15 protein-coding genes are annotated in these 12,904 nt (G+C 72.4%); 9 read left to right on the top strand and 6 right to left on the bottom strand.

Going from position 1 to position 12,904, the window contains the following annotated elements; genetic code table 11:
* Nucleotides 1–162: 162 nt before the first annotated feature.
* Nucleotides 163–333 carry a hypothetical protein gene (locus ACIBTU_RS19415; protein ID WP_188340582.1) on the top strand — a complete coding sequence of 57 codons (171 nt, stop codon included), beginning with the start codon at nucleotides 163–165 and terminating at the stop codon, nucleotides 331–333.
* Here ACIBTU_RS19415 and ACIBTU_RS19420 read toward each other — a convergent pair.
* Nucleotides 322–804 carry a hypothetical protein gene (locus ACIBTU_RS19420; protein WP_399127492.1) on the bottom strand — a complete coding sequence of 161 codons (483 nt, stop codon included), beginning with the start codon at nucleotides 802–804 and terminating at the stop codon, nucleotides 322–324. The two genes, ACIBTU_RS19415 and ACIBTU_RS19420, sit on opposite strands and share 12 nt — an antisense overlap.
* A 295-nt stretch (nucleotides 805–1,099) precedes the next feature.
* Here ACIBTU_RS19420 and ACIBTU_RS19425 point away from each other — a divergent pair, with 295 nt between their 5' ends.
* From ACIBTU_RS19425 to ACIBTU_RS19440, 4 genes are all read left to right on the top strand, one after another.
* Complete coding sequence (locus ACIBTU_RS19425) at nucleotides 1,100–1,498, top strand: Ser-Thr-rich GPI-anchored membrane family protein (RefSeq protein WP_399127493.1); 399 nt, start codon at nucleotides 1,100–1,102, stop codon at nucleotides 1,496–1,498.
* A gap of 37 nt (nucleotides 1,499–1,535) precedes the next feature.
* Complete coding sequence (locus ACIBTU_RS19430) at nucleotides 1,536–2,192, top strand: DUF6629 family protein (RefSeq protein WP_399127494.1); 657 nt, start codon at nucleotides 1,536–1,538, stop codon at nucleotides 2,190–2,192.
* A gap of 73 nt (nucleotides 2,193–2,265) precedes the next feature.
* Nucleotides 2,266–3,819, top strand: coding sequence for a substrate-binding domain-containing protein (locus tag ACIBTU_RS19435; protein WP_399127495.1), 1,554 nt, complete (start codon nucleotides 2,266–2,268; stop codon nucleotides 3,817–3,819).
* A gap of 99 nt (nucleotides 3,820–3,918) precedes the next feature.
* Nucleotides 3,919–4,740: an LppX_LprAFG lipoprotein gene (locus ACIBTU_RS19440; protein ID WP_399127496.1), complete on the top strand. Its 822-nt coding sequence runs from the start codon at nucleotides 3,919–3,921 to the stop codon at nucleotides 4,738–4,740.
* 16 nt (nucleotides 4,741–4,756) lie between these two features.
* Here ACIBTU_RS19440 and ACIBTU_RS19445 read toward each other — a convergent pair whose 3' ends face one another.
* Nucleotides 4,757–5,314, bottom strand: coding sequence for a helix-turn-helix domain-containing protein (locus ACIBTU_RS19445; RefSeq protein WP_399127497.1), 558 nt, complete (start codon nucleotides 5,312–5,314; stop codon nucleotides 4,757–4,759).
* Between the two features lie 147 nt (nucleotides 5,315–5,461).
* Between ACIBTU_RS19445 and ACIBTU_RS19450 the strand changes: the two genes are divergently transcribed.
* Nucleotides 5,462–6,709, top strand: a complete 1,248-nt coding sequence (locus ACIBTU_RS19450; protein ID WP_399127498.1) for a benzoate/H(+) symporter BenE family transporter — start codon at nucleotides 5,462–5,464, stop codon at nucleotides 6,707–6,709.
* Here the strand turns inward: ACIBTU_RS19450 and ACIBTU_RS19455 are convergent.
* Nucleotides 6,704–7,447 (bottom strand): type 1 glutamine amidotransferase, encoded by a 744-nt coding sequence (locus tag ACIBTU_RS19455; protein ID WP_399127499.1) that lies wholly within the window; start codon nucleotides 7,445–7,447, stop codon nucleotides 6,704–6,706. The two genes, ACIBTU_RS19450 and ACIBTU_RS19455, sit on opposite strands and share 6 nt — an antisense overlap.
* A 104-nt stretch (nucleotides 7,448–7,551) precedes the next feature.
* Between ACIBTU_RS19455 and ACIBTU_RS19460 the strand changes: the two genes are divergently transcribed.
* Together ACIBTU_RS19460 and ACIBTU_RS19465 are read left to right on the top strand one after the other, a co-directional pair.
* A complete protein-coding gene (locus ACIBTU_RS19460) occupies nucleotides 7,552–8,634 on the top strand; it encodes a dihydrodipicolinate reductase (protein WP_399127500.1) in 1,083 nt (360 codons plus the stop codon).
* Nucleotides 8,631–9,110 (top strand): carboxymuconolactone decarboxylase family protein, encoded by a 480-nt coding sequence (locus ACIBTU_RS19465; protein ID WP_399127501.1) that lies wholly within the window; start codon nucleotides 8,631–8,633, stop codon nucleotides 9,108–9,110. Before ACIBTU_RS19460 ends, ACIBTU_RS19465 begins: the two co-directional genes overlap by 4 nt.
* A 51-nt stretch (nucleotides 9,111–9,161) precedes the next feature.
* On the opposite strand, the gene ACIBTU_RS19470 is transcribed toward ACIBTU_RS19465, so the two are convergent.
* Nucleotides 9,162–10,805, bottom strand: a complete 1,644-nt coding sequence (locus ACIBTU_RS19470) for a GMC oxidoreductase (RefSeq protein ID WP_399127502.1) — start codon at nucleotides 10,803–10,805, stop codon at nucleotides 9,162–9,164.
* A 269-nt stretch (nucleotides 10,806–11,074) separates the two neighbouring features.
* Between ACIBTU_RS19470 and ACIBTU_RS19475 the strand changes: the two genes are divergently transcribed.
* Entirely contained in the window at nucleotides 11,075–11,332 is a 258-nt protein-coding gene (locus ACIBTU_RS19475; protein ID WP_399127503.1) for a Rho termination factor N-terminal domain-containing protein, read from the top strand.
* Between the two features lie 77 nt (nucleotides 11,333–11,409).
* Here the strand turns inward: ACIBTU_RS19475 and ACIBTU_RS19480 are convergent, their stop codons facing one another.
* Together ACIBTU_RS19480 and ACIBTU_RS19485 are read right to left on the bottom strand one after the other, a co-directional pair.
* Nucleotides 11,410–12,126: a ribonuclease H gene (locus ACIBTU_RS19480; RefSeq protein WP_399127504.1), complete on the bottom strand. Its 717-nt coding sequence runs from the start codon at nucleotides 12,124–12,126 to the stop codon at nucleotides 11,410–11,412.
* Nucleotides 12,127–12,207: 81 nt separating this feature from the next.
* On the bottom strand, nucleotides 12,208–12,600 hold the full coding sequence (locus ACIBTU_RS19485) for a nitroreductase/quinone reductase family protein (RefSeq protein ID WP_399127505.1): 393 nt from the start codon (nucleotides 12,598–12,600) through the stop codon (nucleotides 12,208–12,210).
* Between the last annotated feature and the right edge of the window lie 304 nt (nucleotides 12,601–12,904).

Genomic DNA, 12,904 nt, shown 5'->3' on the forward strand with positions numbered 1-12,904 from the left:
GTCTGCATTTCAGGGGCGCGGGGAACTGCGCGACCAGCCCCCACCGGGCCGGCACCCGCCGACGAGACGGAACCCGGCACACGAGAACGCTCCGCATGCGCGACCCTCCGCCTCAAGCGATCATGAGGCCGAAGCCGGTTCCCCTGCGGAAAGGACTCAAGCGTGCTGATCTACATCTCGATGGTGCTCGGCGCGGTGAGCGTCCTGTGCATAGGCGTCACCGCCAAACGCCTGGCGACGGACGAGGTGAAGCTGGGTGCCCCCGCCCTGGCCCTCGTGACCGCCTTCACGGCCGTGGCCCTGATGCTGACGGCGACCGCGTCAGGGCAGTGACTCGGGCTCGACCTCCTCGGCCATGTCGTGCTCGGCCGCCTGATGGGCGACCTCGTCCACCTCTTCCTCGGCGTCGCCCCCCTCACCGACCGTCACGATCCGCCGCCCGGACCGCCACCGTCCCGACTCCTCGTCGTACGGCTCCGCGTCCTCGTCGCGCAGACCGTCGTCGTCGTCCCCGTCCCCCTCGTCGCTCTCCAGCGCCTCGAGCAGCTCCAGGACCGTGTCGGGCTGCTCCTCCGAGAGGCGCTCGTCGAGGGTCTCCCCCGCCTGCCGCTCGGCCGCGGTGACGCCCGTGTGCTCCACGCCGAGGGGGCGCTCCGGCGGCGACCAGCCCGCGTCGTACGGGTCGACGCCCCGGTCGTAGAGGGTGTCCTCCGCGTCCAGGATGCCCTGGTCCTCACGGGCCTCCGGGTCCCCCGGCTGGTAGACCTCGTCGCCCATGGCCGCGTCGTCGCTGCGCTCCGTCATCCGGGTCACCTCGTCTCGCCGTTCCCGGCTCCCCCTCACGTATCCAGCGTGCCCCCGCGCGGGCGCACCGGCACCTCGTCCCGCGGCCTGGTCGCGCCCGCGCGGGCGCGAGGATGCGCCTGGGCGGCGGCCCTGTCCTGCCGAGCCCGCCGCTTCGGGGAACGAGGGCTACCCCATGGAGTGGGCTTCGGCCCGCGCCCTTTCACGATCTTGTACGGGTGGCAGGGCTCTCTGTGCGGGCCCTCGCCCGCCCCGTCCACCCCGAACCCCTACCTGCTCGGAACGAGGTCGTCGCATGCGCCGCACCGGATTCCTGTCCCTCGTCGCCGCTCCCCTGCTGGCCCTGGCCCCGCCACCGGGGCCGGAACAGGCGGTGTCCGTGACCGCCCCGGCCGCCGCCTCGGTGCATCCGGCGGGCGGCACGCTGTTCGTCGCCTGGCGCAACGCCACGGGGCAGGAGCTCGACATGTGGCTGGTCCGGGGCGAGACGGAGCGGGTGGTGCGGCTCGCCTCGAAGCTGTCCGACGCCCCGGCGGGCGAGACCGCGACCGTGCTGCCCCCGGTGCCGGACGGCGACGGCTACGCGATCGAGCTGGTGAGCCGGGACGGTTCCGGACGGGCCTACAGCGCCACGTTCGCCGTGGGCCCCACGGTGCGCGGCCTGTCGGCTCGGCGGCCTGGCGGCTCCGGCTGACGGTGCCGGGCGCGCCCGGGGACCGTAGCGTGGCCGCATGTGCTGGAGTGCGACGGCCGATCTGGTGGCGGGCGGTGCGATCACCGCGGTCGGGGTCGCGTGCGTGGCCCGTGCGGCGCGGGTGCGGCCGCGGGCCGTGCCCCTCGCCGCGCTGCCGCTGCTGCTCGGCGCGCACCAGTTGATCGAGGCCGCGGTCTGGCACTCCGGCGGCGGCACGGGTCCGGCGACCCGCGCCTGGGCGGTGATCGCGCTGCCGCTGCTGCCGCTGTGGGTGCCGCTCGCGGTGTGGTGCGCGGTGGCGGGCGCGGCCCGGCGCCGACTGTGGCTGCCGGTGGCCGTCGGGGTGGTGACCTCGATGATCCTCGCGGGGGTGCTGGCCACGCACACGGTGACCGCCGAGATCCGCGGCCACACCATGGCGTACGCGATCGGCCTGCCGCACGCCGCCTGGCTGATCGGCGGCTATCTGGTGGCGACGATCGGCGCCCTGCTGCTGTCCGGTGAGCGGGCGCTGGTGCTGCTGGGTGCTCTGGTGGGGGCCGGTGCGGCGGTGTGCGCGGCGCTGTGGCGCTGGGAGTTCGTCTCGACGTGGTGCGCGTGCGCGGCGCTGTGCTCGGTGCTGCTCCTCGGCTGGGTCCGGCGCGGGGTTCCCGCGTCAAGGAGCGCGAACTCCCCTCCCGTACCCCGTAGTTGAACGCCCGACGAACAGTGGGCGAAGCTCCCCGTCGTCCGGCCGGAGCGGCGCCCTCGATCCGTACCGTCACCCCATGGGCTGGCTCGAGATCACCTTCACCGCCGCGGGCCTGCTGCTCGGCGTCGTCTCGATCATCACGCCGTTCGCCGCGGACCGCAGGGCGCGGCGCAGCAGACGCATCGGCTTCCGCAAGCAGATGGACATCGCGATAGGGCACAACGGGACCGCCCCGGCCACCGGGCAGGCGGATCCGCCGCTGCTCGGGCTCTTCAACGACCTGCCCGAGATGCGGGATGCGACACTCGTGCTGCTGCGGATCGAGAACGACGGTTCGCGGCACATCGAGGAGTCCGACTATCTCGACTCCTCACCGCTGTACGGGCTCACCGCCGAGTTCCCGGGGCGCACGGTCCGCGCCCACGACGTCACGCTGCCCGGCGAACACACCAATCTGATGGGGTACTTCGAACATCAGCCGGGCCTGCACGTGGCGGGGCCGAGCACGCTGCGGATCCCGCGCGTGCCGCTGAAGCCGGGCGCGTACTACAAGATCCTGGTGCTGCTCAACGGGGGCGCGGAGGGTGACCGGGTCGCCGTGACCGGGGATCTGAAGGACGGTTCGCTGCACGAGAACCACAGTCTGACGCCGGACGAGAAGCCGCCCGTGTTCAGCCGGCAGGCCCGCTGGACCACGGTCGTCCTGGGGCTCGCCCTGATGGCCGCGGCCGTCCTGCCGCTGACGCTGCCCGCGCCGCTGCCGGACGACTGCGAGACGGGCACGCTGCGGCTCACGGGCTCGACCGCGTTCACGCCCGTGCTGACGGAGCTGGCGCACAAGTACGAGGAGCACTGCGGCGACGAGCCGCGGATCACGGTCGCGGCGCACGGAAGCCGCACCGGGGTACGGGAGTTGGCGCTGTCGGACGGGAAGCCGCAGGACGGTGCGCCGGCGGTCGCGTTCTCTGACGGGCCGCGTCCGGCGAGCTACACGCAGTTGAGCGAGAGCCGGATCGCGGTGTCCCTGTTCACGCTGGTCACGCACGACGAAGTGAAGCTGACGAATCTGTCGGTGGCGGACGTGCGGCGCGTCTACCGCGGGGAGATCGGCAACTGGAGCGAGTTGGGCGGCCCCGATCTGCCCGTCGTCCTGGTGAGTCGCACCTCGGGCTCCGGCACCCGGTCCGCGCTGACCGAGCGGGTGCTCGGCGGCCGGGACGAGCCGCAGGCCTCCTCCGACGACTGCGTGAACCGCACGGTGCGCGACGCGCCCGTCCTGCGCTGCGAGCTCGACTCGACGGAGCAGGTGCTCGACACGGTGGCCCGCACGCCGGGCGCGCTCGGCTACGCGGAGCTGCGGGCCGCGTCGCCGCCGGACGCGCCGCACGGCCTGCACCGGCTCACGCTCGACGGCCGGGCGCCGAACCCGGACCGGCTGGACACCGGCGGCTACCCGTACCGGGAGATCGAGTACGCGTACACGTACGGGCGGCCGCCCGCGGACTCGCTCGCGTCGAGCTTCCTCGCGTACGCGGTCGACAACGGGACGGGCAAGGGCGTCGTCGCGACGCACGGGCATCTGCCGTGCGGGACGCCGGTGGGGCTGCGGGTGTGCGGGAAGGCCGACTGAGCGTCCCCGGCCGCTCGGCGCGGCATCCGTCGGGCGGCGAACGTAGACTTTATGGGGGTTTTGGGGCGCACGATGCGCCTGGGACGGCGAGGTGAGGTCATGGCCGGACAGTCCTCGAACAGGCCGCGCGCCTGGCGCACGGCGGCCCGCGCGCCGGTGGCCGCCGCCTTCGTCTGCGCGAGCGTGTTCGCCGCCGCGGGCCCCGCCCTCGCCGACGACGCCTCGGACATGTCGGCGCAGGAGCTGGCCGACGCGGCGAAGAAGGAGCTCACGGACGCGAAGTCGGTGCACGTGAGGCTGACCGAGCGCACGGACGAGCGGGAGCTGCGCACGCCCTCCTCGTTCGATCTCCGTCTCGACGAGGACGGGAACTGCACGGGGTCGCTGACGATGGGCACGGGCGGCGCCGACGGCGGCAGCCTCGACCTGGTCAAGCGGGGCGACGAGGTCTGGATGAAGCCGGACGCGACGTTCTGGAAGGCGCAGGTGCCGGGCGGCGCGGGCGAGCTGGCCGCGCAGCTGTTCGACGGCCGGTACGTGCACGGGACGACCGACGACCCGATGCTCGACGGCCTGTCCGACGTGTGCGACCTGGACTCCTTCCGCGGCGAGCTGGAGAACGGCTCGGGCGACTCGGGACCGGAGAACCTCACCAAGGGCGACGAGACGACGGTGCGCGGCACCGATGTCGTGCCGCTGACCGGGCGCGAGCACAGCAAGGACTTCACCCTGTACGTGGCCTCGGACGAGCCGCACCAGCTCGTGCGGGCCACCGTGAAGGGCTCGGGCGAGTCGGTCACGATGACGCTGACCGACTACGGCAAGCCAGTGCCGGACAAGACGCCGTCCGCGGACCAGTCGGTGGACATCTCGAAGCTGCGCGACATGGCGCCGGGAGAGACGCCGGGGACCGGCGCCTGACACGGGCGCCCGAGGTTCAGGCCTCCGGCTCGGCCGGCGGGCTCTTCGGGTAGCGGACGAACAGGACGCCCTGGACCTCGCCGTGCGGCGCGCCGTACACGTGCGGGCTGTCGGCCCGCCAGGTGGCGTGTCCGCCTGGGCCCGCGGTCTGCGGGGCGGCGGGCAGGCCCACGACGGCGGTGCCGGAGAGCACCATCAGGCTCTCGGTGGTGTGCGCGACGTGGGCCGCGGATTCCTGGACGGCGCCGTCGGCGATGGTGATCCGGAAGACGTCGGTGGCGGCGTCGGCGTCCTCGTACCGTTCGAGGAGGACCGCGGTGACGGCGCTTCCCGACACCCCGCCGGACGCGGCGGTGACGCCCGGCGGCGGGTCGTCGAGGACGGCGCTGAGCGGGCGGCCGAGTGCGGTGGTCAGCGCGTAGAGGGTCTCCAGGGTGGGATTGCGCAGGCCGCTCTCCAGCTCGGAGAGGGTGCCCTTGCCGACGCCGGAGCGGCGGGCCAGCTCGGACAGCGTCAGGCCGTCGGCCCGGCGCAGTTCCCTGAGCCGGCGCCCCACCTCGTCGTTCAGACCCATGCGCCCTCCGCGGAAGTGTGTTGACGGTTCACGGCCCGCGTCTCTAGTGTTCCATAAACAGAACGTTCTATTTATGGAACGCCTCTTCATGGAACGAGCCGTACCGCACCCCTGCGCCCCTCCCGGAAGTCCGGAAGTGATGCCCCCATGTCCTCGCTCGCCCGTCTCCGCGCGCTCGCCCCGCCTTCCGCGGTGGCGGCCGGGCTGATCGCGGTCACCGTCGGCGTGACCAGTTCGGCGGCCCTCGTGTTCACGGCGGCCCGGGCCGCCGGAGCGGACGCGCGGGAGATCTCCTCGTGGATGCTGGCGCTCGGCGTCGGCCTCGCCGTCACCTGCGTCGGCCTGTCGCTCCGCTTCCGCGCACCGGTGGTCACGGCCTGGTCGACGCCGGGCGCGGCGCTGCTGGCGACGAGCCTGGCCGGGGTCCCGATGGCGCAGGCGATCGGCGCGTTCCTCTTCTGCGCCGTGCTGATCCTGCTGAGCGGGCTGACCGGATGGTTCGCCCGGGTCATGGACCGGATCCCGGTGCCGCTCGCCTCCGCGCTGCTCGCGGGCGTGCTCCTCCAGTTCGGGACGGGTCTGTTCGCGCAGATGGAGGGCGGCTTCGCCGTCGCGTTCACGGTGTTCGCGCTGTATCTCGCGGCGCGCCGTCTCCTGCCCCGGTACGCGGTACTGCTCGCCCTGGCGGGTGGGGTCGTGGCGTCGGTCCTGGCCGGCGGCTGGCACCTCGACCGGCTCCGACTCTCCCTCGCGCACCCGGTGTTCACGGCCCCCGAGTTCGACTGGAAGGTGCTGATCAGCGTCGGCGTGCCCCTGTTCGTCGTGACGATGGCCTCGCAGAACCTGCCCGGGGTCGCGGTGCTGCGGGCCTCCGGGTACGACGTGCCGGTGTCGCCGCTGCTGACGTGGACGGGCGCGGCGCAGGCGGTGCTGGCCCCGTTCGGCGCGTTCGGTCTGAACCTCGCGGCGATCACGGCCGCGATCTGCACGGGCGAGGAGGCACATCCGGACCGGGAGCGGCGCTATCTCGCGGCGGTCTGGGCGGGCGTCTGCTACCTCTGCGTGGGCCTGCTCGGTGCGACGGTCGCCTCCCTGCTGAGCGCGATGCCGCACGTCCTGGTCCTGTCGGTGGCCGGAGTAGGCCTCCTGGCGACGATCGAGTCCTCCCTGTCGACGGCCCTGTCCGACCCGCGCTCCCGCGAGGCGGCGGCCGTGACCTTCCTGGCCACGGCCTCCGGCGTCACCCTCCTCGGCATCGGCTCGGCGTTCTGGGGCCTGCTCGCGGGTGTCCTGACCAGCCTGATCTCCACCGCCGGCCGGCGCCGGGCCACCGCCCCGACCCCTGAGCCACGGGAGGCGGTCGCCGCCGGCGCGTCCCCGCGCACACCTTCATGAACGCGTCCGGCACACCTGCGCGAAGCGGCGCGTGAACGTCGACCAGACCGCCACCGCCTCCGGCTCGGCGGCCTCCGCGCGGGCGAGGACGTCAGCGGGGTCCAGGCCGTGGGCGGTGAGGCCGGACGGGGCCCAGGCGGCGATGCGCGCGGCCGCCGCCTCGGGGTGGAACTGGGTGCCCCAGGCGCACGGGCCGACCCGGAACGCCTGGTACGGGCATGCTTCGCTGGAGGCCAACCAGACGGCGCCGTCCGGCAGTTCGGTGATCGTGTCGACATGTCGCTCGATCGCGGGGACCGTGTCACCGAGCCCGCGCAGCAGAGGGTCCCCGGCCGCCTCGGGCCGCAGCCGGATCGCCGTGCTCCCGAGTTCGGGGCGCCCGTACGCCGCCCTCACGGTGCCTCCGGCGACGTGGGCGAGCAGTTGCCCGCCGAGACAGATACCGAGGAAGGGTGTCCCGGTGTCGAGGGCCTGCCGGGTCAGCCGGCGGGTGTCCGGCAGCCAGGGGGCGCGCGCGTCGTCGTCCGGCATGAATCCGCCACCGAGCACGATCATCGCCCGGCCGTCGAGCTCGCCGGGCAGCACGTCCGCGTCGAACGGCCGCGCCACCTCCACGTCGAGACCGGCCCCGCGCAGCCACTCCCCGACCCGCCCGGGCCCGCCACCCGGGGTGTTCTGCACGACGAGCACCCCGGCGCCGGACCGCGAGCGCTTCCCGTACGGACCCTTCGCCACCATCCGGCCTCCCTCGCCCCGCCCGTACCCACCAGCCATCCCGCGTACGCCTTCTACGGTCGACGCACCCCTATGAACTGACGGTCCATCAGGTTACCCTCCGGCGCATGACTTCCACGGTGGTGTGGGGCACCGGGAACGTGGGGCGGGCGGCCATCCGGGCCGTCGACGCCCATCCCGGGCTCGAACTGTCGGGCGTGCTCGTGCACGATCCCGCGAAGGCCGGCCGCGACGCGGGCGAGCTCGCGGGGCTCGCCCACACACTCGGCGTCACGGCGACGACCGACATCGACGCGCTGCTCGGCACCCGGCCGGGCGCCGTCGTCTACGCCGCGTCCGGCGAACTGCGTCCCGACGAGGCCCTGGACGACATCTGCCGCGCCCTGCGCGCCGGCGCGGTCGTCGTCTCCCCGGCGCTCTACCCGCTCTACGACCCGCGCGGCGCGCCGCCCGAGTTCACGGACCCGGTGCGCGCGGCGATCGCGGAGGGCGGCGGCTCCCTCTTCGTGTCCGGCGTCGACCCCGGCTGGGCCAACGACATCCTGCCGCTCCTGGTCAGCGGCCTCGGCTCGCACATCGATGTCGTGCGCTGCCAGGAGATCTTCGACTACTCCACGTACGACCAGGAGGACTCGGTCCGCGACCTGGTCGGCATGGGTCATCCCATGCACTACGCGCCGCTGATGCTCGCCGAGTCGATCCCGACGATGGTGTGGGGCGGCCAGATCCGGCTGCTCGCGCGGGCGCTCGGGCTCGAACTGGACGAGATCCGCGAGACCTTGGAGCGCCGCCCGCTGGAGTCGGACGTGACGACGGCGACGATGGGGGACTTCGCGCAGGGCACCCAAGGCGCGGTCCGCTTCGAGGTGCAGGGTGTGGTCGACGGCGTCGTCCGCCTCGTCGTCGAGCACATCACCCGGATCCACCCCTCCTGCGCCCCCGACTGGCCGCTGCCGCCGGGCGGTGGCGCCGGGGCGCACCGCGTGATCGTCGAGGGCCGCCCGCACATCGAGGTGACGGTGCAGGCGACCGACGAGGACGGCAACCACTCGGCGGGCGGCAACGCGACCGCCGTGGGCCGCCTGGTGAGCGCGATCGACTGGCTCACCACCGCGCCGCCCGGACTGTACGACGCACTGGACGTGCCCCTGCTCCCCGCGGCCGGCCGGATCGGAAGGAAGCAGCCATGATGATCGACATCCCCGAGGGCGAGGAACCGATCCCGTACGTGTGGGGCGAGATGGTGCCCGGCATCGGGCCGGTGGCCGCCCAGTTCTCCATGGCGGTCTACGACCACTCCAAGCTCGGGCTGCGCGAGTTCGAGGCGGCGCGGCTGCGGATCGCGCAGATCAACGGGTGCCTGTTCTGCCTGGACTGGCGCACCGAGCGGGACGGGGTGAAGGTCGAGGAGTCGTTCGCGGACGCGGTGGAGCAGTGGCGGACCACCGACGTCTTCGACGAGCGGACGCGGCTTGCCGCCGAGTACGCGGAGCGGTACGCGCTGGACCACCACGGGCTCGACGACGCGTTCTGGTCGCGGATGACCGCGCACTACAGCCAGGCGGAGATCGTGGAGCTGAGCATGGCGATCGGCTCGTGGCTGGCGTTCGGCCGGCTCAACCATGTGCTCGGCCTCGACGCGGTGTGCGTCCTGCCCAAGTCCTGAACACCCCTCACGCCCTCAGGACTTGGGCAGGCACTCACCACCGGGCGATCCTCACAGGTCGGTGGCGACGATCTTCTCGATGTTGCGCTCGGCGAGCGCGGTGATGGTGACGAACGGGTTGACGCTGGTGTTGCCCGGGATCAGGGCACCGTCGATCACGTAGAGCCCCGGATAGCCGTGCAGGCGGCCGTAGTTGTCGGTCGCCTTGCCGAGCACGGCGCCGCCCAGCGGGTGGTACGTGAGGTGGTCGCCCCAGATCTTGTAGGCGCCGAACAGGTCGGTGCGGTAGATCGTGCCCTCCGTCGAGTTGATGCGGTCGAAGATGGACTTCGCCATGGTGATGGAGGGCTGCTTCCAGGCGGTCTGCCAGTTCAGGTCGACCGCGTTCGTGGTCGGGTTGTAGGTGAACTGGGCCCGGTTGGGGTTCCTGGTGATCGACAGGTAGAAGGACGCGTAGGTCTCGATACCGGTGGGCAGCGGGGCGACCTCGGCGAAGGCGCCGCCGCCGGCCCAGTTGTCGATGCCGCCGGTCGGGATGGAGGACTGGAGGGCGCCGGTCGGGTCCCACATGTGGTTGGCGCGGCCGCACATGACGTTGCCGTTGTCGCCCCAGCCCTTGCCGATCTCCCCGTTGAGCCCGGGGAGCGCCCCGGTGGCCTTGAGCCGGGTGAGCAGCTTGCTGGTGCCGACGCTGCCCGCGGCGAAGAAGACGCGTTCGGCGCTGATCTCCTTGGTGGCGGTGACCTTGCCCTCGGTGTCGAGCTGGTCGATCCGCACGGTGTAGCCGCCGCCGGAGGCCGGGGTGACCGAGGTGACCTTGTGGAGCGGGGTGACGGTGACGCGCCCGGTGGCGGCGGCCCGCGCGAGGTAGGTCTTCTGCAGGGACTTCTTGCCGTAGTTGTTGCCGTAGAGGATCTCGCCGGCGAGCGCCGACTTCGGGACCGACCCGGCCGCCTCCTTCTCCATGTAGTCCCAGTCGTACACGTCCGGCACGAACACGAACGGGAAGCCCGAGCGCTGTGCGTGCTTACGGCCCACGCGCGCGTACTGGTACGCGTCGGCCGTCTCGAACCAGTCGGGGTCGATGGTCGCGGTCCCGAGGCCCGCGTTCGCGCGCGGGTAGTAGGTGGCGTACATCTCGGCCGCGTCGACCGTCGGCAGGATCGCCCCGAAGTTCTCCCGCTTGGGCGTGACGGCCATGCCGCCGTTGACGAGCGAGCCGCCGCCGACGCCGCGGCCCTGGTAGACGATGATGCCGCCGAACTCCTCGGCGTCGAGGATGCCGGTGTGACAGGGCACGTCTTTGTCGAGCGGGAAGCCGAGGAAGTCGCTGATCGGCTGCTTGGTTCTGGTGCGCAGCCAGAACGATCTGTAGTCGGGTTTCGTCGTGTTGGCGAAGATCTTGCCGTCCGAGCCGGGCGTGTCCCAGGACATGCCCATCTCGACCATCGTGACGTCGACCCCGGCCTCGGCGAGGCGCAGCGCGGCGACGGAGCCGCCGTAGCCGGAGCCGACAACAAGAGCGGGCACGCTCGCGCCGTCGGCGAGCGGGGCGAGTGCCGGGGCGGCGGAGCGGGCGGCCGCGGCGGCCGGCCCGGCCAGTACCACGGCACCGAGAAGAGAACCTGTTCCTGCGAGGAAGCCACGCCGGGACAGTCCGTTACGAGCCACTTCAGTGGGGGTTGCGGCAGTCATTCCGAGTTCCTATCTCTCGACGGAATCGAAACGAGTTCTACTGTTGATCGCCAACAAGGTGAATGGAAACCGTTCGGTAACCTACGTACGGATCATGAGCTTTCCGAGGTTCCTGTACATCTTTTCGGAAATGCCGATCTTGTTCCATGGCGACGACGCTCGGCTGCTCGCGCCCGATCGCCTGTTTCACCTGGCAGGTCCTGCGCACCCGGGACAGGCAGGAAGGGGGCACACCCGTCACCGACCGACCCTTCCCGGAGGTGGTTCCTGTGCCCAGAGCACAGATCAAGGACGAGAAGACGTACCAGGCGCTGCGCCGCGAGGGCGCGGGCAAGGAGAAGGCGGCGCGCATCGCCAACGACGCGTCCCGCTCCTCGCGCTCCGCGACCGGCCGCAAGGGCGGCAAGGCGGGGCCCTACGAGGACCGGACGAAGGACGAGCTGTACCAGCAGGCCAAGAAGATCGGCATCGAGAGGCGGTCGCACATGTCGAAGGACGAGCTGATCAAGGCGCTGCGCCGGCGCTGAGCCCGGCCCTTGCACGGCTGAGGCCCGGACGGGGTGATCCGTCCGGGCCTCAGCCGTGCAAGGGGTGGCGCCGCCGGTCAGGCGGAGGCGCGGCAGTCGGGGTGGCCCCAGCCGTCGGGGTTCTTCGCGATCAGCTCGCCCGCCGCGTACGAGCGGCCGCAGCGGCAGCGGCCGGGGAACTTCGCCTTGAGGGTGCGCGAGGAGCCGCCCGAGGCGGAGGCGCCGGATCCGGACGCGCCGCCGGACGCTGGCGCGGTGCGCTTGCGGGCGCGGGCCGGGGAGGCGGACGTGGGCGAGGGCGGCGGCTCCGGGGAGCCGAGCGCCGTGCCCGCCGCCTCCTGGACCACGGCCGCCTGGCTGGCCGCCCGGTCGGCGAAGTCGTTCAGCGGGTCGCCGTCGACCTGGTGCGCGGGCACGTACTTGAACTCGACCTTGCGGCCGTCGAGGAGCGCATCGATGCGCGCGACCAGCTCCTGGTTGGCCACGGGCTTGCCCGCGGCCGTCTTCCAGCCCTTGCGCTTCCAGCCGGGCAGCCAGGTCGTGACCGCCTTCATCGCGTACTGGGAGTCCATCCGGACCTCCAGCGGCACGGCCGGGTCCATGGTGGTCAACAGCCGCTCCAGCGCGGTCAGTTCGGCGACGTTGTTCGTCGCCGTGCCGAGCGCTCCGGCCTCCCAGCGGACGGGCTTCTCGTCCCCGTCGGCGACGACCCACGCCCAGCCCGCGGGCCCGGGATTTCCCTTCGACGCGCCGTCACACGCGGCGATCACACGTTCTGCCATGCCCCCGATCATGCCAGGGCGCACCCCGTGCCGAAGAACCGATCACTCCGCGGGGATCCGATCACGGGTCACGGAGCCGGTCGACGGAGCCGGTCAGTCGAGGTCGACGCGGATGGTGAGGAGGTCGATCCCGAAGGCCCGCACCGCCGAGCTGTTCATCCGGGGCAGGGCGCGCAGCCGGGCGCGCGCGTCGTCGTCCGGGAGCAGTTGGGCGGTGCCCTCGTACCAGCGACCGCGGATCCGGACGCGGACCTTCGGGTCCGCCTGGATGTTGCGCACGTACTGGGATTTGAGTCCGAACTCCGAGACGAACCAGAAGCTGTCCCCGATGCGCCGCCCGCCGACGGGGGTGCGCCGGGGCAGTCCCGAGGTGCGGCCGGTGGTCTCCACGAGGACCTGGCCGGGCAGTTTGAGGGAGAGCGGATTGGCGACCCGCCGCTGGAAGGTCGTGACGATCCGGTGCTTGGTGTCGCGGTCCAGTCCCATGGCGTCGACTCTAATGCGGGGCGCCGCGCAGGTGGAGGGGTGGTCAGGCCCGGAAGAAAGTCCGGCCCGGAAAAAGGGAAAGCCCCGGCCGTGACGGGGGACCACGGCCGGGGCGGCTCTGGGATGGGCGCGGATGGCGGTCGCCTCCTGGCGGGGGCTCCACAGGGCTTCAGCCGAACGATCTTCCCTGCAGGCGAAGGAGATGAGGCCCGGGGACACAGTTCCATCCGCGTCCACGATCGGTTCAACGTGCGCGGGCCCACCCTTGTTCCCGCCGGTGACGCACGACACCTTAGGGTTCCCG

The organism is Streptomyces sp. NPDC050145 (assembly GCF_044460245.1).
Lineage (GTDB): Bacteria > Actinomycetota > Actinomycetes > Streptomycetales > Streptomycetaceae > Streptomyces.

Coding starts and splice junctions, on each gene's coding strand:
- ACIBTU_RS19430 (WP_399127494.1), top strand. CDS start 1,536: ATGTGCTGGAGTGCGACGGCCGATCTGGTGGCGGGCGGTGCGATCACC.
- ACIBTU_RS19450 (WP_399127498.1), top strand. CDS start 5,462: ATGTCCTCGCTCGCCCGTCTCCGCGCGCTCGCCCCGCCTTCCGCGGTG.
- ACIBTU_RS19425 (WP_399127493.1), top strand. CDS start 1,100: ATGCGCCGCACCGGATTCCTGTCCCTCGTCGCCGCTCCCCTGCTGGCC.
- ACIBTU_RS19435 (WP_399127495.1), top strand. CDS start 2,266: ATGGGCTGGCTCGAGATCACCTTCACCGCCGCGGGCCTGCTGCTCGGC.
- ACIBTU_RS19445 (WP_399127497.1), bottom strand. CDS start 5,314: ATGGGTCTGAACGACGAGGTGGGGCGCCGGCTCAGGGAACTGCGCCGG.
- ACIBTU_RS19455 (WP_399127499.1), bottom strand. CDS start 7,447: ATGGTGGCGAAGGGTCCGTACGGGAAGCGCTCGCGGTCCGGCGCCGGG.
- ACIBTU_RS19485 (WP_399127505.1), bottom strand. CDS start 12,600: ATGGGACTGGACCGCGACACCAAGCACCGGATCGTCACGACCTTCCAG.
- ACIBTU_RS19470 (WP_399127502.1), bottom strand. CDS start 10,805: ATGACTGCCGCAACCCCCACTGAAGTGGCTCGTAACGGACTGTCCCGG.
- ACIBTU_RS19465 (WP_399127501.1), top strand. CDS start 8,631: ATGATGATCGACATCCCCGAGGGCGAGGAACCGATCCCGTACGTGTGG.
- ACIBTU_RS19420 (WP_399127492.1), bottom strand. CDS start 804: ATGACGGAGCGCAGCGACGACGCGGCCATGGGCGACGAGGTCTACCAG.
- ACIBTU_RS19460 (WP_399127500.1), top strand. CDS start 7,552: ATGACTTCCACGGTGGTGTGGGGCACCGGGAACGTGGGGCGGGCGGCC.
- ACIBTU_RS19480 (WP_399127504.1), bottom strand. CDS start 12,126: ATGATCGGGGGCATGGCAGAACGTGTGATCGCCGCGTGTGACGGCGCG.
- ACIBTU_RS19440 (WP_399127496.1), top strand. CDS start 3,919: ATGGCCGGACAGTCCTCGAACAGGCCGCGCGCCTGGCGCACGGCGGCC.